The 19,399-nt window shown below is 63.1% G+C and carries 18 protein-coding genes; 9 read left to right on the top strand and 9 right to left on the bottom strand.

Features of this window, described 5'->3' with window-relative positions; all coding sequences use genetic code 11:
• The 6 genes from LGH82_RS00325 to LGH82_RS00350 all read left to right on the top strand — a co-directional run bounded on the left by LGH82_RS00325 (position 1) and on the right by LGH82_RS00350 (position 5,749).
• Complete coding sequence (locus tag LGH82_RS00325) at positions 1-828, top strand: ABC transporter ATP-binding protein (protein ID WP_227346792.1); 828 nt, start codon at positions 1-3, stop codon at positions 826-828.
• Positions 815-1,666, top strand: coding sequence for an ABC transporter permease (locus tag LGH82_RS00330; protein ID WP_227346793.1), 852 nt, complete (start codon positions 815-817; stop codon positions 1,664-1,666). Before LGH82_RS00325 ends, LGH82_RS00330 begins: the two co-directional genes overlap by 14 nt.
• A 4-nt stretch (positions 1,667-1,670) precedes the next feature.
• The gene (locus tag LGH82_RS00335; protein WP_227346794.1) at positions 1,671-2,972 is read left to right on the top strand and encodes a cytosine deaminase; all 1,302 of its coding nucleotides are present in this window, start codon (positions 1,671-1,673) and stop codon (positions 2,970-2,972) included.
• Positions 2,972-4,372 carry an FAD-binding oxidoreductase gene (locus LGH82_RS00340; protein WP_227349441.1) on the top strand — a complete coding sequence of 467 codons (1,401 nt, stop codon included), beginning with the start codon at positions 2,972-2,974 and terminating at the stop codon, positions 4,370-4,372. The genes LGH82_RS00335 and LGH82_RS00340 overlap by 1 nt, the downstream gene beginning before the upstream one ends.
• A gap of 208 nt (positions 4,373-4,580) precedes the next feature.
• A complete protein-coding gene (locus LGH82_RS00345; RefSeq protein ID WP_227346795.1) occupies positions 4,581-5,162 on the top strand; it encodes an NAD(P)H-dependent oxidoreductase in 582 nt (193 codons plus the stop codon).
• Positions 5,162-5,749: an NAD(P)H-dependent oxidoreductase gene (locus LGH82_RS00350; RefSeq protein WP_227346796.1), complete on the top strand. Its 588-nt coding sequence runs from the start codon at positions 5,162-5,164 to the stop codon at positions 5,747-5,749. Before LGH82_RS00345 ends, LGH82_RS00350 begins: the two co-directional genes overlap by 1 nt.
• A 161-nt stretch (positions 5,750-5,910) precedes the next feature.
• Here the strand turns inward: LGH82_RS00350 and LGH82_RS00355 are convergent, their stop codons facing one another.
• The 5 genes from LGH82_RS00355 to LGH82_RS00375 form a co-directional block, all read right to left on the bottom strand.
• Positions 5,911-8,370: a GcvT family protein gene (locus LGH82_RS00355; RefSeq protein WP_227346797.1), complete on the bottom strand. Its 2,460-nt coding sequence runs from the start codon at positions 8,368-8,370 to the stop codon at positions 5,911-5,913.
• On the bottom strand, positions 8,367-9,548 hold the full coding sequence (locus LGH82_RS00360; RefSeq protein ID WP_227346798.1) for a pyridoxal phosphate-dependent aminotransferase: 1,182 nt from the start codon (positions 9,546-9,548) through the stop codon (positions 8,367-8,369). Before LGH82_RS00360 ends, LGH82_RS00355 begins: the two co-directional genes overlap by 4 nt.
• Positions 9,541-10,446, bottom strand: coding sequence for a homocysteine S-methyltransferase family protein (locus LGH82_RS00365; RefSeq protein ID WP_227346799.1), 906 nt, complete (start codon positions 10,444-10,446; stop codon positions 9,541-9,543). The genes LGH82_RS00360 and LGH82_RS00365 overlap by 8 nt, the downstream gene beginning before the upstream one ends.
• A complete protein-coding gene (locus LGH82_RS00370; protein ID WP_227346800.1) occupies positions 10,443-12,896 on the bottom strand; it encodes a GcvT family protein in 2,454 nt (817 codons plus the stop codon). Before LGH82_RS00370 ends, LGH82_RS00365 begins: the two co-directional genes overlap by 4 nt.
• Positions 12,897-12,993: 97 nt before the next feature.
• Positions 12,994-13,596, bottom strand: a complete 603-nt coding sequence (locus LGH82_RS00375) for a helix-turn-helix domain-containing protein (protein ID WP_227346801.1) — start codon at positions 13,594-13,596, stop codon at positions 12,994-12,996.
• A gap of 166 nt (positions 13,597-13,762) precedes the next feature.
• Between LGH82_RS00375 and LGH82_RS00380 the strand changes: the two genes are divergently transcribed.
• Complete coding sequence (locus LGH82_RS00380) at positions 13,763-14,467, top strand: nitroreductase (RefSeq protein ID WP_227346802.1); 705 nt, start codon at positions 13,763-13,765, stop codon at positions 14,465-14,467.
• A 17-nt stretch (positions 14,468-14,484) separates the two neighbouring features.
• Here LGH82_RS00380 and LGH82_RS00385 read toward each other — a convergent pair whose 3' ends face one another.
• Together LGH82_RS00385 and LGH82_RS00390 are read right to left on the bottom strand one after the other, a co-directional pair.
• Complete coding sequence (locus LGH82_RS00385; RefSeq protein ID WP_227346803.1) at positions 14,485-15,927, bottom strand: MFS transporter; 1,443 nt, start codon at positions 15,925-15,927, stop codon at positions 14,485-14,487.
• Positions 15,928-16,123: 196 nt separating this feature from the next.
• The gene (locus LGH82_RS00390) at positions 16,124-17,020 is read right to left on the bottom strand and encodes a LysR family transcriptional regulator (protein ID WP_227346804.1); all 897 of its coding nucleotides are present in this window, start codon (positions 17,018-17,020) and stop codon (positions 16,124-16,126) included.
• An 86-nt stretch (positions 17,021-17,106) separates the two neighbouring features.
• Here LGH82_RS00390 and LGH82_RS00395 point away from each other — a divergent pair, with 86 nt between their 5' ends.
• Together LGH82_RS00395 and LGH82_RS00400 are read left to right on the top strand one after the other, a co-directional pair.
• Positions 17,107-17,616 (top strand): DMT family transporter, encoded by a 510-nt coding sequence (locus tag LGH82_RS00395; protein ID WP_227346805.1) that lies wholly within the window; start codon positions 17,107-17,109, stop codon positions 17,614-17,616.
• The gene (locus tag LGH82_RS00400; protein ID WP_227346806.1) at positions 17,613-18,023 is read left to right on the top strand and encodes a VOC family protein; all 411 of its coding nucleotides are present in this window, start codon (positions 17,613-17,615) and stop codon (positions 18,021-18,023) included. The genes LGH82_RS00395 and LGH82_RS00400 overlap by 4 nt, the downstream gene beginning before the upstream one ends.
• Positions 18,024-18,048: 25 nt before the next feature.
• Here the strand turns inward: LGH82_RS00400 and LGH82_RS00405 are convergent, their stop codons facing one another.
• Positions 18,049-18,906, bottom strand: a complete 858-nt coding sequence (locus LGH82_RS00405) for a sigma-70 family RNA polymerase sigma factor (protein ID WP_227346807.1) — start codon at positions 18,904-18,906, stop codon at positions 18,049-18,051.
• Entirely contained in the window at positions 18,906-19,379 is a 474-nt protein-coding gene (locus tag LGH82_RS00410; RefSeq protein WP_227346808.1) for a carboxymuconolactone decarboxylase family protein, read from the bottom strand. The genes LGH82_RS00405 and LGH82_RS00410 overlap by 1 nt, the downstream gene beginning before the upstream one ends.
• Between the last annotated feature and the right edge of the window lie 20 nt (positions 19,380-19,399).

Below are 19,399 nucleotides of genomic sequence, written 5' to 3' on the forward strand. Positions count from 1 at the left end.
ATGATCCAGGAGACAGTGGCGCAAGCGCCAACAGGGTCGGGGCCTCGCCCGACGTTGCTGGCGTTGCGCGGCGTCGGCAAGGTCTTTTCCAACGGTGTGACGGCACTCGACAATGTCGACCTGACGATCCGGGACGGTGACTTTCTCAGCCTTCTCGGCCCGTCCGGTTGCGGCAAGTCGACGGCGCTGCGCCTGATTGCAGGCCTGTCGACGCCGACGTCCGGCCTGCTCGATTGGCGTGGCGGCGGCTCTCTCGACCGCTCCAAGATCGGCTTCGTCTTCCAGGAACCGACGCTGCTGCCCTGGGCCGATGTCTTCGACAATGTCTGGCTGCCGCTGCGGCTCAAGGGTATTTCACGAGCCAAGGCGGCGCCGGCGGTCGAGGAGATGCTGGCGCGGGTCCATCTGACGGGCTTTGAAAAAGCGGTGCCGCGCGAACTGTCCGGGGGCATGAAGATGCGCGTCTCGATCGCGCGCGCCATGGTGACGAAACCGCGCGTGCTGCTGATGGACGAGCCGTTCGCGGCGCTCGACGAGATCACCCGCTTCAAGCTCAACAATGATCTGCTGGAGCTATGGCAGGACGAACGCTTCACCGTCGTCTTCGTCACCCACAGCGTGTTCGAAAGCGTTTTCCTGTCCAATCGGATTGTCGTCATGGCGGCTCGGCCGGGCAGGGTGTTCGACGAACTCGCTGTCGAGGCGGGCTATCCGCGCGACGAGGTGTTCCGCACCTCGCCCGACTATGCAGCACTTTGCCGCCAGGCTTCCGATGTGCTGGTCAAGGCCATCAATTCAACAGCGGGGTCGCGTCATGACGGCCATTGAAGAGGTCACGCTGAAGCTTGATCCCGAAGAGGCGCGCCGCGTACGGGAGGACCGGCTCGAGCGGATCGGCCGGTGGGTGTTGCCACTGGCGATCATGATCCTGGCCATCTGGCTGTGGGACCGCATCTGTGTCTGGAACGATATCCCGAAATACATCCTGCCGCGCCCCGGCGTGGTGCTGCAGACGCTGCACGATGATGCCGGGTTGCTGTTTTCCTCGCTGCTGGTGACGCTCAGGATCACCTTCCTCAGCTTGGCCCTGGCTGTCATCGGCGGTGTCGGGCTATCAGTCCTGTTCGCGCAGTCGAAATGGGTGGAAATGTCGTTCTTTCCGTTCGCCATCGTGCTGCAGGTGACGCCGGTCGTCGCCATCTTCCCGTTGATCAATATCTATGTCGGCAACCAGACGACCAAGCTTTTGCTCTGCGCCTGGATCGTCGCCTTCTTCCCGATCCTTTCCAACACCACGCTTGGCCTCAATTCCGTCGACCGCAACCTGCTGGATATGTTCAAGCTCAACGGCGCCACGCGCTGGCAGCAGTTGCGCTATCTTCGGCTGCCTGCGGCGATGCCCTACTTTCTCGGCGGGCTGAAGATCGCCGGCGGCCTGTCGCTGATCGGCGCCGTGGTGGCCGAGTTCGTGGCTGGGGCGCAGGGCCAATCATCCGGGCTTGCCTCGCGCATCATCGAGGCCGGCTACCGGCTCAACGCACCGCGCCTGTTCGCGGCGCTGATCCTGATCTCGCTCACCGGCATCCTGATCTTCCTCGTGCTGTCGCTGATTTCGCATCTCATTCTCAGGCGCTGGCACGAAAGCGCACTGAAGCAGGAGCGGTAATTTCTTGATTCCGAATTCAGGCTCATACCGGCTCGCCAATGTCCGGCTTCACGCGTCCCTGACACCAGCCGTTGCCGTGGCCTTTGACAGCGACGGCTTTGCGCTGGCCGACATCACCGTCGCCGACGGCAGGATTTCCAGCATCATGGCTCATGGTCGCCCAACGGTGCCAACCGACGCGGTCGACCTTGCCGGCCGCATCGTGCTGCCATGCTTCGTCGACTGCCACACCCATATCGACAAGGGCCATATCTGGCCGAGAAAACCCAATCCGGACGGCACGTTCATGGGCGCGCTGAACGCCACGGGCGCGGACCGCGCCGCGCGCTGGAACGCCGAGGATGTTGCACGCCGCATGGATTTCTCGCTGCGCTCAGCCTATGCGCACGGCACCAAGGCGCTGCGGACCCATCTCGACAGCGTGGCGCCGCAGGAAGAAATCTCCTGGCCGGTGTTCGAGACGATGCGCGAAAAGTGGCGCGGCCGCATCGAACTGCAGGCCGCCTGCCTGATCGGCATCGAAGGCGTTCGCGAGAAGACCTGGTTCGAAGGCCTGGCCAAAAGGGTGGCCGCCGCCAAGGGCGTTCTCGGCGTCGTCACCTATATGGTGCCGGATCTGGAGGAGCTTCTCGACCAGGTGTTCGCGCAAGCGATCAAACATGGCCTCGATCTCGATTTCCATGCCGACGAGACCGACGATGTCACGGCGATCTCGCTGAAGAAGATCGCGGAGGCGGCGCTCTGGAACGGCTTCGAGGGCAATATCCTCGTCGGCCATTGCTGCTCGCTGGCGCGCCAGCCCGATCTCGACGTGCTCGACACGCTGGATAAGGCGGCGAAGGCCGGGCTCGCCGTGGTGTCATTGCCGATGTGCAACCTTTATCTGCAAGACAGGCGTGCGGACCGGACCACGCCGCGCTGGCGCGGCGTGACGCTGCTGCACGAGATGGAGGCGCGGGGCATTCCAGTTGCCGTCGCCTCCGACAACACGCGCGACCCCTTCCATGCCTATGGCGATCTCGACATGCTGGAGGTCTACCGCATGGCGACGCGCATCCTGCATTTCGACCATCCGGTCGCCGACTGGCCGCAAGCGGTGACAGCGACACCGGCTAGGGTGATGCGACTTGACGGTGTCGGCACGCTTGCCGTCGGTGGTCCAGCCGACTTCATCCTGTTCAAAGGTCGAAGCTGGACGGAATTGCTGTCGCGGCCCGAATCGGATCGCATCGTCGTGCGCGACGGGCGTGCGATTGAGCGGCAATTGCCCGACTATGCCGAACTCGACGAGTTGATGGTGAAATGATGGATATCGCCGCGCTGAAACGCGATCTCGACGGGATAAAACTCGACGACAATCCGGCGATTGTGCAGCAGAAGAGCCGCGACTTCTACTGGTACAGCCCGGTGCTGAAACAGCAGCTCGACCATGTCACCGGCGACCTGATCGTGACGCCGAAGAACGAGGCCGAGGTGATCCGCGTGCTCGCCGCCTGTCACCGGCACGGCGTGCCGGTGACGCCGCGCGGCAGTGGCACCGGCAATTACGGCCAGGCGATGCCGCTTTCGGGCGGCGTGGTGCTAAACCTTGCCGACATGAACGAGATCAAGTCGATCGCATGGGGGAGCGTGGTGACCGGACCTGGCGCTGTGCTGGGCGATATAGACAAGGCAACGCGGGCGCACTCCGGCCAGGAATTGCGGCTGTCGCCCTCCACCTACAACACGGCCTCGATCGGCGGCTTCATCGCTGGCGGATCGGGTGGCGTTGGCTCGATCAATTTCGGCGGCCTGCGTGATTTCGGCAATGTGCTGCGCCTGCGCGTGGTGACCATGGAGGCCGAGCCGAAGGTGCTCGAACTCACCGGCGAGGATATGCACAAGGTCACGCACGCCTACGGCACCAATGGCATCATCACCGAAGTCGAGATGCCGCTAACCGCAGCCTATGACTGGGTCGATGTCATCGTCGGCTTCGACACATTCATGGACGCGGCGCGCTATGGCAACGCGCTGGCGTGCCAGGATGGCATCCTGACCAAGCTGATCACGCCGATTTCGGCACCCGTGCCGCAGCTCTATTTCAAGCGGCACCAGAAATTCCTCAGGGAGGGACAGAGCATCTGCGTCGTCATGGTGGCGCTGCATGGGCTGGATGCCTTCCTTGCCTTCACCCGTCGCGCCGGCGGCGAGGTGATCTTCAGTGCCGCCACGGCGACGCCCGACGAGAAAAAGGGTCTGCCACCGGCCTATGAGCTGACCTGGAACCACACGACGCTGCGGGCACTGCGCGTCGATCCTTCGATTACCTATCTGCAGTCGCTCTACCCTTTTCCCAACCAGCTGGCGCTGGTCGAAAAGATGGATGCGATGTTTCCCGGAGAAGTCTTTTCGCATCTCGAATTTGTGCGGCTGGACGGCAACATCACCTGTTTCGGCCTGCCGCTGGTGAAATTCACCACCGAGGCGCGGCTCGATGAGATCGTTCGGCTGCATGAGGCGAATGGCTGCCCGATCTTCAATCCGCACCGCTACACGCTGGAAGAGGGCGGCATGAAACAGACGGACGCGGTGCAGCTTGCCTTCAAGCGCGAGACCGATCCGCAAGGCCTGCTCAATCCCGGCAAGATGATCGCCTGGGAAAATCCGGACTACGATTATCGCTCGGGCCGGACTTTCTTGTTCAAGGGGCTGCAGAGGGTGTGATGAGGAGAGGTTTGCGCTTGAACACCCCCCTCTGTCCTGCCGGACATCTCCCCCTCAAGGGGGGAGATTGGCAGCCTCAGCGTTGCGACCAAACTGTGACGTTGACCGTTGGCGAAAGCGATGCGGCAGTCCGATCTTCCCCCTTGAGGGGGAGATGCCCGGCAGGGCAGAGGGGGGTGCCTCGCACTGACCTGCGGGATGTTCTCCTGTGAACATCCTCGTACTCTACGCCCATCCGGTCGAGACCAGCTTCAATGCCGGTCTGCATCGGATGATCGTCGAGCGCCTGGTGGCAGCGGGCCATACGGTCGATGACTGCGATCTTTATGCCGAGGGTTTCGATCCAAGGCTGACGCGAGCCGAACGGCTCGGCTACCACAACGAACGCGGCGAGGAAGATGCCGTGGCCCCCTATGTCGAGCGCCTGCTGCGGGCCGATGCGCTGGTACTTTCCTACCCGGTCTGGAACTATGGCTTTCCGGCCATCCTGAAGGGGTTCTTCGATCGCGTGTTCCTGCCCGGCGTGTCGTTCAAGCTGGTCGACGGCAAGGTGCAGCCGTCGCTGCACAACATCCGCAAGGTCGCGGCGGTCACCACCTATGGCGGCAGCCGGTTCCGCGCCATGCTGATGGGCGATCCGCCACGCAAGCTGATCAAGCGCATGCTGCGCGCCACGGTAAAGCCGGGCGCATCGGTAACCTATCTCGCTGAATACTCGATGAATCTGTCGACAGGCGAAACGCGCAAAGCCTTCATGGCCAAGGTAGCATCCGGCATGGACAGCTTCTGATGCGTGCGCTGGTTGTTTATTGCCATCCGGTCCCGGAGAGTTTTTGTGCGTCGATCCGGGACAGTGCCATCGAGGTGCTGAAGGCGAGGGGCTGGGAGGTGCGGCTGCTCGACCTCTATGCGGAAAACTTCAATCCGGTGATGGGCTGCGACGAGCGGCGCTCTTACAATGACCAGGCGCCGCAGGACCCGGCGCTGAAGCCGCATTTCGAGCTGCTTGCCTGGGCCGAAGCGATCCTGTTTGTCTATCCGACGTGGTGGTACGGGCTGCCGGCGATGCTCAAGGGCTGGCTCGACCGGGTGTGGGCGACGGATGTGGCCTTCAAGTTGCCGGCGGGCAAGGGACGGATCAAATCGCTGATGACGCATGTGACGAAGGTCGGTGTCATCACCACCTGCGGCGCGCCAACCTGGTGGAGCGTCGTCGTCGGCCAGCCCGGCCGCAAGACCCTGCTGCGCGGCATGCGGGCGCTGTGCGCGACGCGATGCAAGACATTTTTCCTGGCGCACTATCTGATGGATGCTTCGACGCCGAGGAGCCGAGCGGCTTTTTTGGCGAAAGTGCGGGCGAAGCTGGAGCGGTTCTGAGTTGCGGGATTAGCGCCCTTCTCCCCGTTCTACGGGGAGAAGATGCCGGCAGGCAGATGAGGGGCAGCACCGACATTTGCCTTAGTCTGGGGCGTTTGCGCCGCCCCTCATCCGGCCCTCGGGCCACCTTCTCCCTGTGAACGGGGCGAAGGAAGAACGCGCTACATCTTCACCCGCTCCGACTTCGGATCATACATCGGCTTCAGCGATGCTTCCGCGGCAAAGCGCTCACCGGCGATCTCGATCTCATAGGACGACGCCAGCACATCCGCTTCGCTTTCGCCCTGGCACGGGACGTAACCCAGCCCGATGGCGCCGCCGAGATGATGGCCGTAATTGCCTGACGTGATCGGGCCGACGATCTTGCCGTCGCGCAGGATCGCCTCGTTGTGGAAGAGCAGGGGTTGCGGGTCCTTCAGCCGGAACTGGACCAGGCGGCGTGACAGGCCGGCTTCCTTCTTCTTCAGCACGGCATCGCGGCCGATGAAGTCGCCCTTGGCGGTCTTGACCGCGAAACCAAGGCCGGCTTCCAGCACATTGTCTTCGTCGGTGATGTCGTGGCCGAAATGCCGGAAGGCCTTTTCGATGCGGCAGGAATCCAGCGTGTGCAGGCCGCAAAGTTTCAGGCCGACATCGGCACCGGCGTCCTCGATCGCCTCGAAGACATGGGCTGCCTGGTCGGTCGAGACGTAGAGCTCCCAGCCGAGTTCGCCGACATAGGTAACGCGGTGGGCGCGGGCCAGGCCCATGCCGATCTCGATTTCCTGGAACGTGCCGAACGGGTGAGCTTCGTTGGAGAAATCGTTCGGGCTGGCCTTCTGGATCAGCTTGCGCGCATCCGGGCCCATCAGGCAGAGCACGCTTTCGGCCGCCGTCACATCGGTGATGACGACGAACTCATCGCTCAGATGCTTGCGCAGCCAGGCAAGATCGCGCTGCAGTGTGGCGCCGGGCACGACGAGGAAGTAGGCCGTATCCGAGAGCCGCGAGACGGTGAGGTCGCTCTCGATCCCGCCCCGCTGGTTGAGCATCTGGGCGTAGACTATCTTGCCCGGTGCGACGTCCATGTCATTGGCGCACAGCCTTTGCAGGAAGGCACAGGCATCACGGCCCTCGACGCGGATCTTGCCGAACGAGGTCATGTCGAACAGGCCGACCTTGTTGCGAACAGCCAGATGTTCCTCTCGCTGGTTGTCGAACCAGTTCTGCCGCTTCCAGGAGTAGCGATATTCGCGCTCCTGGCCTTCGCGGGCGAACCAGTTGGCGCGTTCCCAGCCGGCGACTTCGCCGAACACGGCGCCGCGCGCTTTGAGATGCTCATGCAGCGGCGAGCGGCGGACGTTGCGGGAGGTCGCCATCTGCCGATAGGGGAAATGGTCGGCATAGAGCAGGCCGAGCGTCTCGGAGACACGCTCCTTCAGGTAGCGGCGGTTCTTCTGGAACGGCTGGGCGCGGCGGATGTCGACTTCCCACAGGTCGAAGGGGGCTTCGCCGTCATTGATCCACTGCGCTAGCGCCATGCCGGCGCCGCCGGAGGAGACGATGCCGATCGAATTGTAGCCGGTCGCCATCCAGTAGCCGCGGAGTTCCGGTGCTTCGCCGAGATAATAGCGATCGTCTGGTGTGAAACTCTCCGGGCCGTTGAAGAAAGTGTGGATGCCGGCAGTCGCCAGCATCGGCATACGATTGACGCCCATTTCGAGGATCGGCTCGAAATGGTCCATGTCCTCCGGCAATTGGTCGAAGCAGAAATCCTCACGGATACCGTCCATGCCCCACGGCTTGGCCACCGGCTCGAAGGCGCCCAGCATCATCTTGCCGGCGTCTTCCTTGTAGTAGGCGCACTCGTCGGGAACGCGCAGCACCGGCAGCCGGCTGAGGCCGGGGATGGGTTCGGTGACGAGATAGAAATGCTCGCAGGCATGCAGCGGGATGGTGACGCCGTTCTGCGCGCCCAGTTCACGCGCCCACATGCCGGCGCAGTTGACGACGATGTCGGCCTCGATCGTGCCCTGTTCGTCGCCCTGTGCCCAGGACACACCGGTGACGCGACCGGCTTTGGTGTGGACCTTGGTGACCTTCACATTCTCGACAATGGTGGCGCCGCGCTGGCGCGCGCCCTTGGCCAGCGCCATGGCGATGTTGGCGGGGTCGCACTGGCCGTCGAGCGGCAGATGCACGGCGCCGACGACGTCGGAAACATTCAGATGCGGATACATCTGCTTGACTTCATTGGGTGAAATCTCGCGCACGTCGACATCGAAGGCGCGGGCGAGCGATGCCTGCCGGTAGATCTCGTGCTTGCGCTCCTCGGTCAGCGCGACGGTGATCGAGCCGACCTGCCGCATGCCGGTGCCGACCTCGGTCTCAGCTTCCAGCTTGACGTAAAGATCGGCCGAATATTTCGCCAGCCGGGTCATGTTCTGCGAGCCGCGCAACTGGCCGATGAGGCCGGCGGCGTGCCAGGTCGTGCCTGACGTCAGCTGCTTGCGCTCAAGCAAGACGATGTCGGTCCAGCCGAGCTTGGCCAGATGATAGGCGACCGAGCAGCCGGAGACGCCGCCGCCGATGATGACGGCGCGGGCCTTGGTGGGGATGGCTTTGAGGGTAGTCGTGTTCATGCGGCCTCTCGGCGGTAGCTGGATACGAAGCGGCGCAAGCGAAAGGCGGCTTCCGTCAGCACCGCTTCGGGCTGGCAGAGGCTGATGCGGATATGGCCTGCGGCGGCCTCGCCGAAGCTGGAACCGGGCATGACGCCGACGTTTTCCTTGTCGAGGAATGCGAAGGCGAATTTCTCGTCGTCCCGTTCGATATCGCTGATGTCGAGCATGACATACATGCCGCCTTCGGAACCGCGCACTGTGACATCGTTCATGCCGCTGACAGCATCGAGGAAGACGGTGCGCCGCGCCGCGTAACGCTCGGCGATGTCCTTCACACCGTAATGGTTCTCAAGCGCCTCGGCGCAAGCGATCGAGATGAAGGCCGGCAGGCCGTAGGTCGTCACCAGATTGAGATTGGTCAACAGCGTGATCATCTCCTCCGGACCGGTCAGCCAGCCCATGCGCCAGCCGGTCATGCCGTGGCTCTTCGACATGGAATTGATGACCAGCGTGCGCTCGGCCATGCCGGGCAGCGAGCGCGGCGAAATGTGCTCGCCGCCGCCCAGCGTCCAGTAGACCTCGTCCGACAGCAACCAGAGGTCATGCTCCTTGCAAATCTCGGCCAGCTCTTCCAGCCGCTCGCGGGAATAGACAGCACCGGTCGGGTTGTTGGGCGTGTTGATCAGGATGGCGCGGGTGTTCGGTCGAACAGCCGCGCGGATCATGTCGGCATGTGGCTGGAAGCCATCCTCGGCCGGCGTCTCGACGACGGTGAAACTGGCTCCGGCGGCGCTGAACGTGTTGGGATAGGTGGCGTAGTAGGGTGCAACCACGATGGCGTGGTCGCCCTGGTCGAGAACGGCCTGGACAGATGCGTAGAGCGCCGCCTGGCCACCCGGTGTAGCGATAACCTGATCCGGTGTCGTCTCAACCCCGGTGCAAGCGCTGGAGGCGGCGGCCATCGCCTTGCGCAGTCGCGGTAGGCCAGGAAGCGGGGTGTAGTGGTGGTGGCTGCCGCGAACCGCGGCCACGCAGGCTTCGATCGTTTCCGAAGGCGTGTCGAAGTCATGGTCGCCGACCGAGAGCATGATGATGTCCTCGCCGGCAGCCTTGCGGGCCCAGGCCGCCGAATGGACTTCCCAGCCATCCTTGCCCGACGGCACGATGCCGGAAATGCGCGATGATGGTCTAGGCATGTATACCTCCCGAAATGTCATAGCCGGCCTGGTCCAGCCGGTCGCGTAGAGCAGCGATATGCGCCGGTCCGACTTCGCAGCAGCCGCCGACGATGGTTGCACCGGCTTCCACCCAGCCCATTGCCTGGCTGGCATAGGCTTCCGGATCAAGGTCGTGGCGGGCGTGCAGCACATCCACGGTGCCGCCATGCTTCAGCGCGTCGACCGAGGTGAAGCCGTTGGCGTAGGCACCGACCGGCCCGCCGAGGTCGATGAGTTCGGATAACGCCGCGCTGACCGCTTCGGGCCGGCAGCAATTAACCAGCCGTGCGGCGACCGGCAGGCCGTCGAGTGCGTTTGCAGCCGCGGCGATCGTCTCGCCGCTGCGCAGGCACGGCCTGCCGTGGTCGGCCAGCGTCCAGGACACCCAGACCGGCTTGCCGCTTTCCGATGCCGCCGTGACGGCCGCGCGTGCCTCCTCGGCGGACGCCATGGTTTCGCACAGGAACAGGTCGACGCCCTCGGCCTGCTCGGCAACGATGCGGCGGTAGATGTCGAGCGTGTCCTCGAATGAAATGGTCAGCGCCTGTGCGTAGCTACCGAAAAGCGGGGATAGGCAGCCGGCAATGGTTGCCTCGCCGGCTTGTTCGCAAGCCTGCCTTGCAAGCTCGATGCCGCGCTTCTGCAATGGCTTGAACAGATCCTCCGCGCCCTCACGCGCCAGGCGCTCCGGTGTCGCGGAATAGGTGTTGATGGTGATGACGCGGGCGCCGGCGCGGATGAACTCCGCGTGCAGGTCGCGCACCAGATCCGGTTCGTCGATCAGCACCCTGGCCGACCACAGCGGCGTCGGCTCGGAGCGGCTGCGGCGCACCAGTTCCTGCCCCATGCCGCCATCCGTAAGGATGATCGGCTTCATGCGCGCAGCCTCTCGTTCTTCGGATCCCACAGTGGCTCATCCTTCTGCACGACCGCCTTGAAGCGGTCGCCGAAGATTTCGATTTCGATCGCCGTGCCCGGTTCAGCCAGATCGGCCCGCAGCATGCCGAGCGCGATCGATTTGTCGACCCGGTGGCCAAAGCCTCCTGATGTGGTTTCGCCAACGATCTTGCCGTCATGCCAGAGCGTCGACACGGAAGGAGCATCACAGTCGCCGGGGTTTTCGACGACCAGCGTGACGAAGCGCTTCTTCACGCCCTGCTGCTTTTCGCTCAGCAGCGCCGCCTTGCCGCGGAAGTCGGGCTTGTCCCATTTGACGAAGCGCTCCAGCCCGCCCTGAAGGACCGAGTAGTCGGTCGAAAGGTCGCCCTTCCAGGTGCGATAGCCTTTTTCGAGCCGCAGCGAATCGAGAGCATACATGCCGAAAGGCTTCAGGCCATGCTTCTGGCCGGCAGCCCAGATGGCATCGAAGATGGCGGCGGTGTCGTCGACCCTTGTATGGATTTCCCAGCCCAGTTCGCCGGCGAAGGAAACGCGCACCAGTCGGGCCCAGTGGCCGGCGATGCTGGTTTCCTGATGCGTCAGCCACGGCAGCGACAGGTCGGCGGCGGAGACATCGGCGAGGATCTTTCGCGAATTGGGGCCAGCGAGGATCTGGGTGGAATATTCCTCGGTCCGGTCGATCAGCTTGAAAGTCGCATTTTTCGGCATGCGCGACTTCAGCCATTCGAAATCGTGCCATTGCGCGACCGCCGCCGTGATCAGCGTCATCAGGTTCTCGTCGTGGCGCACGACGGACATCTCGGTGACGATGCGGCCCTTGTCATCGGCAAAGTAGATAAGGCCGATGCGGCCGGGTTTCGGCACCAGTCCGGTGACCTGCAGGCTCAGCCATTCGGCGGCACCGGGGCCTTCGAGGTTGAAGCGCGAGAAGCCGGGCAGGTCGAGAATACCGGCAGCGTCGCGCACGGCAAGGCACTCCTCGCGCACACGGTGGTGCCAGGGACCTTCACGGCGGAAGGTCATTGTGGCTGCTTCCGACACGTCGTCGCCGTCCTGCGCGTACCAGGTGGCGCGCTCCCAGCCATTGTAGGCGTCGAAGCAGGCGCCGAGCGCCTTGATGCGATCATGGATCGGCGACAATTTTCTGTCGCGCCCTTCCGGCCAGGCATGGCGCGGGAACTGGATGGCGTATTCATTGCCGTAGGTTTCCATGCCCTTGGCGACGCAATAGTCGGGCGCGGACGCGAATGAGGTGAAGCGGCGCGGGTCGCACGACCACATGTCCCATTCGGTCTGGCCTTGCGTGATCCATTCTGCCAGCACCTTGCCGGCACCGCCGCCCTGGGCAATGCCGAAGGTGAAGACACAGGCCTCGAAAGCATTGGGAACACCGGGCATTGGGCCGATCAGCGGGTTGCCGTCCGGCGTATAGGGGATCGGCCCGTTGATGACCTTGGACAGGCCGGCGGTGCCGAGGATCGGCACGCGCGCGACGGCATCGGCCAGGTAATGTTCCAGGCGGTCGAGATCGTCGGGGAATAGCTGGAAGGAAAAATCGTCGGGCATCGGATCGTTGTGGCCGACCCAGTGCGCGCGGCAATTGCGCTCATAGGGGCCGAGATTCATGCCGTTCTTTTCCTGGCGCAGATAGTAGGAGGTGTCGACGTCGCGCAGCAGCGGCAGCTTTGAGCCGTTTTCCTTCGACCATGCCGCGAGTTCGGGGATTTCCTCGAACAATATGTACTGATGGCTCATCACCATCATAGGCACGTCGCGGCCGAACATCTTGCCCACTTCCGCCGCGCGGTAGCCGGCGGCGTTGACGACGATCTCGCAGCGGATCTCGCCTTGCGCTGTTTCCACCACCCACTCGTCCTTGTCGCGGCGCACGCCGGTGACCGGGCAGAAGCGGATGATCTTGGCGCCCAGGTCGCGCGCGCCCTTGGCCAGCGCCTGGGTCAACTGCGCCGGATCGATATCGCCGTCGCTCGGATCGTAGAGCGCGCCCTTCAACTCATGCGTTTCCATGAACGGGTAGCGGCGCTTGATCTCGTCGACGCCGATCACGTCGATGTTCATGCCCTGGTAGAGACCCATGCCCTTGGCGCGCTGAAATTCCTGCATACGCTCGACGGTGTGGGCCAGCCGCAGCGAGCCGGTGACGTGGTAGTTCATGGGATAGTCGACAGCGTCGGCCAGCCCGCGATAGAGCTCGGTCGAATAGCGCTGCATGTTCATCAGCGACCAGGACGAGGAGAAGGTCGGCACATTGCCAGCGGCATGCCAGGTCGAACCGGAAGTCAGCTCGTTCTTTTCCAGCAGCACGCAGTCGGTCCAGCCCGCCTTGGCCAGATGGTAGAGCGACGAGGCGCCGACGGCGCCCCCTCCGATGATAACCACGCGCGCCGTGCTCGGCAAACCCGCCATGTTTTTCTCCCAAACTCTCAGCGCGTTGCGCTTCTATTTTTGTTTTGATGCATGGCCTCATCCCAAAACTGCTGCACGGTTTTGGGCGACATGCATTTCAATAAACCGGTGGCGAAACCACCCAGATGACAACCGCCGGCTCGGACCCCGGATTGCGCCAGCGATAGGGCTTGCCATCGAAGCGAAAGGAGTCGCCTTCGCCAAGTCGATGCCAGACGCCGGATATCTGGATGTCGAACAGTCCGGACGCGACATATCCGGCTTCCTCGGTCGGCCGCCGCGCCTCGGTCTTCAGTTCCGCGCCCGGAGCGAAGACCGAACGCACCATCTCGAAGCTGCCGCCGAGGTCGGGCGACAGAAGCTCTTCCACCAGGCCCGATTCGTTTGTGCCAAGCGCGCGACGCCTGCCGGCGCGCACAACCACGCCGCGCTCGCTTTCCTGCGGCACGTCATGGCTGAATAACAGGCTGATCGGGACACCGAACAGTTCGGCAAGAGCTCTGATATCGCTGAGCGAGGGGGTCGACAGGCCGCGCTCGACCTGGCTGACCCAGCCGACCGAGCGGCCAAGCTTCAGCCCGGTCTCGGCAAGCGTCAGCCCGCGCGCCTTGCGCAGCGCACGAATGTCGCCGGCCAGCAGCCGTTCGTCAGGTCCCTGCAATGTCTGGGCTGTAGTTGGAGGCAAAATCGCTCGTTTCATGAAAAAATCTACTCGAATTTCATGAGAAAGCAGGCTCGTGAAAAAATCAAGTGGATTTTCATGCACTCACAAGATTTGCTTGCGCGATTTTGGCTGATCATGCAAAGGCTCGGCCACGAACGGCGAGTGGGGACGTCCGGTCGAGATAAAGGCTAAGGGACGGCCCATGCTGGAAAACACCCCCCGGGTTGCGGATGAAGCCGAGATCGTCGATGAGGCGATCGTGTCGCGCCGCTCCGTGCGTGCGTTCCTGCCCGACATGGTCGACGACGATACGATCCGCGCCATCTTGGCCGTTGCCGCGCGCGCGCCATCGGGCACCAACATGCAGCCGTGGAAGGTCTACGTCACCAAGGGTGAGGTCAAGCAGCGGATCACCGATGCCATCCTCAATTCCGGCATTCGGGCCGAAAAGGTCGAGTGGGACGAGTATCAGTACTATCCGACACAGTTCTTCGAACCTTATCTGACACGTCGGCGGGCCAATGGCTTCGGGCTCTATGGCGCACTCGGCATAGGCCGGCGCGAGGTGGACAAGATGCGCGCCCAGCACGACCGCAACTTCGTCTTCTTCGATGCGCCCGTCGGCATGATCTTCACCATCGACCGGCGGCTGAACCAGGGCTCGTGGATCGACTACGGCATGTTCCTGCAGAACATCATGGTCGCGGCGCGGGGCAGGGGTCTGCACACCTGTCCGCAGGCGGCTTTCGCGCCCTATCACCGGCAGATCAGGCCGGTGCTCAACATCCCCGACGAGGAGATCGTCGTCTGCGGCATGGCGCTCGGCCATGAGGATACGTCCAAGCCAGAGAACGACTTCCGCACCGACCGCGTGCCGCTGGAAGAATGGGTGACGTTCAGCGAATAGGCGGCCTGCGACCGTTTCTATTCCGTGTTCATCTGCATGCCATGGCCGCTGACATGGGCGCCGTCCTGGGGCGTCAGCTTGAGATAGGCGAGCAGCGCGCAAAGCGTGATGCCGCCCTCGATCAAGAACAAAATCCGGAAGTCGCCGCTCATGGCGGGGCCGCCGCCTGCCAGAAATGACAGTGTCGCCGCAGCCAGACCGACGCTGATCGCCACCGCCAATTGCCAAAGAATATAATAGAGCGCGCTAAAGCGGGCGAGCTGTTCAGGCGCGATGTCGGAATAGGCAAGGTTTCCGGTCGAGGCCCACTGTATCGAGCGGAAGACACCGAAGGTGAAAATGTAGGCTAGGACGATCCACACCGGGGTGGTCGCCTGCATCAGGGCGAAACCAGCCACCATGGCGGCCACGATCGGTGTGTTGAAGACCAACACGCGACGGAAACCGAAGCGGTTGAGGAGGCGCGGCATGAAGAAACGCATGACCACCGAGCCGAGCGCGGCAACGAAGGTCAGCGATCCGGCCTGTACCGCGCTCATGCCGAAGCCAAGCTGGAACATCAGTGGCAGCAGGAAGGCGACGGAGCTGAGGCCGATCGTGTCCAGCCCGCCGCCGGTAAGGAACGAGACACGGAAGGTGCGGATGCGCAGAAGCTTGAGGTCGAGCAAGGGATTGCGCACGCGCAGGCAGTAAAACGAGGCAATCGACAGGATGATGACCGCCAATGCCAGCTCACCGGCAATCATGCCGCTGGCGACGTCTTTCGCCGCCAGTGAATCCATGCCGAAGACCAGCAGGATCATGCCGCTGCCGACCAGCAGGAAGCCCGGAAAATCGAATGGGGTGCGCACGGGCTTGGTCACGGTCGGAAACAACGAGGCGGCAAGAATTGCCGCTGCCAGCGCGAATGGCACGTTGATGAAGAAAATCCAACGCCAGGAAATGTAGGTGGTCAGCGCGCCGCCGACGAGCGGGCCGACCAATGGTCCTGACTGGCTGGCCAGCGAGATGTACATGTTGATCGTCAGTGTCCGGTTGCGCGGAAAGGTCGACAGGATGACGACCTGGCCGAGCGTGCCCATCAGGGCGCCGCCGAAACCCTGCAGGGCACGGGCGCCGACCAGCATCCATATGTCATTCGACAACCCGCAAAGCGCCGATGAGGCGGCGAACACCAACAAGGCGAAGCAGTAGACATTGCGCAGGCCGAAACGATCCGCGGCCCAGCCGCCGAGCGGCATCGAGATGATCAGGCTGGCGACATAGACGGTGATCAGGAGGCCAAGCTGGCTGGGCGGGCGCCCCAGGCTCTCGCCGATGCCGGGCAACGCCGTCACCACGACATTCTGGTCAAGGCTGGTCATGAACACGCCGCAGGCAACCGTCAGCGGCAGCAAAAGCATGGCCCTTGCTGAAAAGTCGGCGCGATCGGCGGCGCCGGCGGATGCTTCTGCGGTCATGGGGATGTTCGAACCAAACGAATGTGCCGACTCAGAGACGGGTTTTCTAACCCTTGGACCGGCTTTGCGGCCATTTTTGTCCATAATGCTCGCCTGGATCGGATTTCTCTAGCGGCAGAGCCGGCTGGCCTTGATGCCAGATGCACATTCCGTACCACTACGGAAACCTCTCCGATCCCCGAACAATGTCGGCCGCTCAATCGTCGAGGAGATGCTGAATCCGCGACCGCAGCCATTGGTGCGCGGGGTCGCCGTCTCGCCGCTTGTGCCAGATCTGGGTGAATTGAAAGGCTGGAATTTCGAAGGGCGGAGCGAATATGCAAAGCCCGTTGCCTGGTGCCGGCAGTATCCGGCTGGCGACGGTCAGCACCAGGTCGGTGCCGGCGATCAGGCGCGGCGCGACGCCCCAATGCGGGATGATGAGACAGAGCCGCCGCTTGTGACCCAACTCGGCCAGCGCCGTGTCGACCTCGCCCGGGCGATCGGCGCGCAGATCGACAAGCGCGTGTGGCCGTTCCAGATAGGCAGCCAGATCCATCGTCTGCCTGCCGCCAAGACCTGCCGCGTCGGCGAGACAGGCGAAGCGCTCGTCGAACAGGCGCTGCGAGCGCACGGATCGATCGAGGCCGGGAAAGACACCAAAGGCAAGATCGATCTCGCCGTCGACGATCTGCGAGATCATCACCTCTCGGCTCGCCTGGCTGACCACGAGGTCGACATGCGGCGCCTGCGCACGGATGAGCGGCAGCAGGGCCGGCAACATGACAGCAGCGCCATAATCCGACATGGCGAGGCGAAACGTCCGGCGCTCCGTCGCCGCGTCGAAGCCTGCCGGTGCCAGAAGGTGTCGCATGCGATCGAGCGCCTCGGCGAGCGCCGGGGCGATTTCCATGGCGCGCGCCGTGGGCTCAAGGCCGCCCGGCCGCCTGACCAGCAGCGGATCATCGAGAAGGTGGCGCAACCTTGCCAGCGCATGGCTGACGGCGGGCTGGCTCTTGTTCAGCCGTGTTGCCGCCCGCGAGACGTGGCGCTCGGCAAGCAAGGCTTCCAGCACGACGAGGAGATTTAGATCGACACCGGAAAGACTATTCATACGGTGCATATTATGCGTACGAAATTCGAATTTCCATAAGAAAACCTGACGATCTAATCCGGCATGATCGATATGGAGACGATCTCATGCCCGGTTCCTTTTCCTTTCTTGTCGCCGCCTTGCTGGCGGGGGCCGTCGTCCCCTTCCAGGCTGGGGCGAACGCAATGCTTGGCCGCCTGCTCGGCCATCCGCTCTGGGCGACCTTCGTTTCGCTGGGTGTCAGCCTTGTGCTGATCGTTCCGGTGATGATCGCCTTCAGGCTGCCGGTTCCATCCGCCGGGATGGCGCTCAAAGGTCCGTGGTGGATCTGGATCGGTGGCGCGGCAGGCGTTGTCTACATCACCGCCGCATTGCTCCTGGCGCCGAAGCTCGGTGCCGCGAGCTTCATCGTCGCCGTCATCGCTGGCCAGATGATCGCTTCGCTGGCCATCGATCATTTCGCCTTGATGGGCTTTGCCCATCGTCCGGTGAATATTGCCCGTTTCGCGGGACTTGCGTTCATCATCGCCGGGCTCGTGGTGACGCAATGGGCAAGCGCCGTTGCGCCGGCAACCCAATCCGATACAAATCCGACCCAGAATGGAGACCAAAAATGAAACCTCATCTCGTCTTGCGCGTGGCGCGGCCGACGAATGATCTCACGGCGGTCACCCGCTTCTACCGCGACGGTCTCGGTCTTCAGGAACTGTTTCGCTTCGACGGCCATGATGGCTTCGACGGCGTCATGCTCGGACAGCCCGGTGACGCCTATCATTTCGAATTCACTCATGCCCATGGCCACGACGCGGGCAGGGCGCCTACCGCCGACAATCTGGTCGTCTTCTACATGCCGGATCGTGATGCGTGGGAAACGGCCGTGCAGCGCATGAAGGACCACGGCTATGCCCCCGTGTCGTCCTTCAATCCCTATTGGGACAGGCAAGGCGTCACTTTCGAGGATTGCGACGGCTATCGCGTTGTCCTGCAGAATACCGACTGGCGCATGGTCGTGCAGCAGGCGTAACCGGCCCGGCGCGGGGCGACATACATCAGTGCAGATGCCTCAACTTGTCAGGGTTCCTCACCACATAGATTGCCGCGACCTTTCCGTCCTCGATTTCGAGCGCGGTGGTGGAGAACTCGCCATCAGGCTCGACCGTGATGAAACCGGGCAATCCGTTGATGAAACCGGCGCGAACGAGTTTCGAGCTGTTCTTGCGAAAGATCTTCGCCAGATATTCGTGGGCCTTCATGACGGCATCGAAGCCGAAGACCGGTTTCGCGGCTGCGGGACGCTTGCCGCCGCCGTCGGCGTGAAGGCTGACATCAGCCGCCAGCATCGCACCAAGCGCCTTCATGTCGCCGCCGCGCGAAGCAGCGAAAAAGGCCTCTGCTAGCGCGAGGCCACGTTGTTTTTCCATCTGGAAACGAGGTCGCGTCTCGCGGACATGGGCACGCGCGCGGCCAGCGAGTTGGCGGCAGGTCGCGGGGTCGCGCTGGATTGTATCGGCGACTTCCTCGAATGCCAGCCCGAAGACATCGTGCAGCAGGAAGGCTGCCCGCTCGAGCGGAGAAAGGCGCTCCAGCGCAAGCATCAGCGGCAAGGTGACGTCTTCCTCTTCTTCGTCCGCCACGAGGGGATCCGGCAGCCAGGGCCCGATATAGGTCTCACTCTGGCGTTGCGCCGATTTGAGCCGATCGAGGCAAAGGCGGGTCACGGTGCGGCGCAAGAACGCCTCGGGCTCGCGCACGTCGCCGCGGTGAGCCCTCATCCAGCGGATGAAGGCCTCCTGCACCATATCCTCGGCGTCGGCCACGGAACCGAGCATGCGGTAGGCGACCCGCATCAGCTTCGGACGCAGCGGCTCGAAAGCCGCCGCTGCGTCCTCGGACCGCGAGTTGGTCATCAAGCGGCGGCCGCCTTGGCAGCGGACTTTACCGCGGCCGGGTCGGTCCAGGCACCGAAACCAACCGCGAGGCGATTGTACCCGTTGATGACATTGATCATCAAGGTCAGCTTCACTTGCTCCTCGTCCGTGAACTCGACTTTCAGGGCGCCGTAGGCACTTTCGTGCGTATGCCCTTCCGAGAGCCGCGTCATTGCCTCGGTCCAGCCCAGAGCAGCGCGTTCACGATCAGTATAGCACGGCGCCTCGCGCCAGGCCGATACCAGGTAGATGCGCTGCTCGGTTTCTCCGTTTTCGCGCGCAAAGACGGTATGCATATTGAGGCAGTTGGCGCAGCCGTTGATCTGCGAGGCCCTGATCTTAACAAGCTCGCTCAGGCTCGGCTCGAGGCTGGAGGAAATGGCAAAGGCCGCGCGCTGCCATTCCTTCATCAGCAAGGGCGCAGCGGTGAGAAAATCAAGTTTGGCGGTCATGATCGGCATCCTTCTGTTGG

Source organism: Mesorhizobium sp. PAMC28654 (assembly GCF_020616515.1).
In the GTDB taxonomy this organism is placed as follows: Bacteria; Pseudomonadota; Alphaproteobacteria; order Rhizobiales; family Rhizobiaceae; genus Mesorhizobium.

Bases quoted from the DNA above. Each gene is read 5' to 3' on its own strand.
- LGH82_RS00330 (WP_227346793.1), top strand. From the start codon at position 815: ATGACGGCCATTGAAGAGGTCACGCTGAAGCTTGATCCCGAAGAGGCG.
- LGH82_RS00325 (WP_227346792.1), top strand. From the start codon at position 1: ATGATCCAGGAGACAGTGGCGCAAGCGCCAACAGGGTCGGGGCCTCGC.
- LGH82_RS00350 (WP_227346796.1), top strand. From the start codon at position 5,162: ATGCGTGCGCTGGTTGTTTATTGCCATCCGGTCCCGGAGAGTTTTTGT.
- LGH82_RS00365 (WP_227346799.1), bottom strand. From the start codon at position 10,446: ATGAAGCCGATCATCCTTACGGATGGCGGCATGGGGCAGGAACTGGTG.
- LGH82_RS00405 (WP_227346807.1), bottom strand. From the start codon at position 18,906: ATGACCAACTCGCGGTCCGAGGACGCAGCGGCGGCTTTCGAGCCGCTG.
- LGH82_RS00395 (WP_227346805.1), top strand. From the start codon at position 17,107: ATGCCCGGTTCCTTTTCCTTTCTTGTCGCCGCCTTGCTGGCGGGGGCC.
- LGH82_RS00390 (WP_227346804.1), bottom strand. From the start codon at position 17,020: ATGAATAGTCTTTCCGGTGTCGATCTAAATCTCCTCGTCGTGCTGGAA.
- LGH82_RS00375 (WP_227346801.1), bottom strand. From the start codon at position 13,596: ATGAAACGAGCGATTTTGCCTCCAACTACAGCCCAGACATTGCAGGGA.
- LGH82_RS00360 (WP_227346798.1), bottom strand. From the start codon at position 9,548: ATGCCTAGACCATCATCGCGCATTTCCGGCATCGTGCCGTCGGGCAAG.
- LGH82_RS00400 (WP_227346806.1), top strand. From the start codon at position 17,613: ATGAAACCTCATCTCGTCTTGCGCGTGGCGCGGCCGACGAATGATCTC.
- LGH82_RS00380 (WP_227346802.1), top strand. From the start codon at position 13,763: ATGCTGGAAAACACCCCCCGGGTTGCGGATGAAGCCGAGATCGTCGAT.
- LGH82_RS00340 (WP_227349441.1), top strand. From the start codon at position 2,972: ATGGATATCGCCGCGCTGAAACGCGATCTCGACGGGATAAAACTCGAC.
- LGH82_RS00410 (WP_227346808.1), bottom strand. From the start codon at position 19,379: ATGACCGCCAAACTTGATTTTCTCACCGCTGCGCCCTTGCTGATGAAG.
- LGH82_RS00355 (WP_227346797.1), bottom strand. From the start codon at position 8,370: ATGAACACGACTACCCTCAAAGCCATCCCCACCAAGGCCCGCGCCGTC.
- LGH82_RS00385 (WP_227346803.1), bottom strand. From the start codon at position 15,927: ATGACCGCAGAAGCATCCGCCGGCGCCGCCGATCGCGCCGACTTTTCA.
- LGH82_RS00370 (WP_227346800.1), bottom strand. From the start codon at position 12,896: ATGGCGGGTTTGCCGAGCACGGCGCGCGTGGTTATCATCGGAGGGGGC.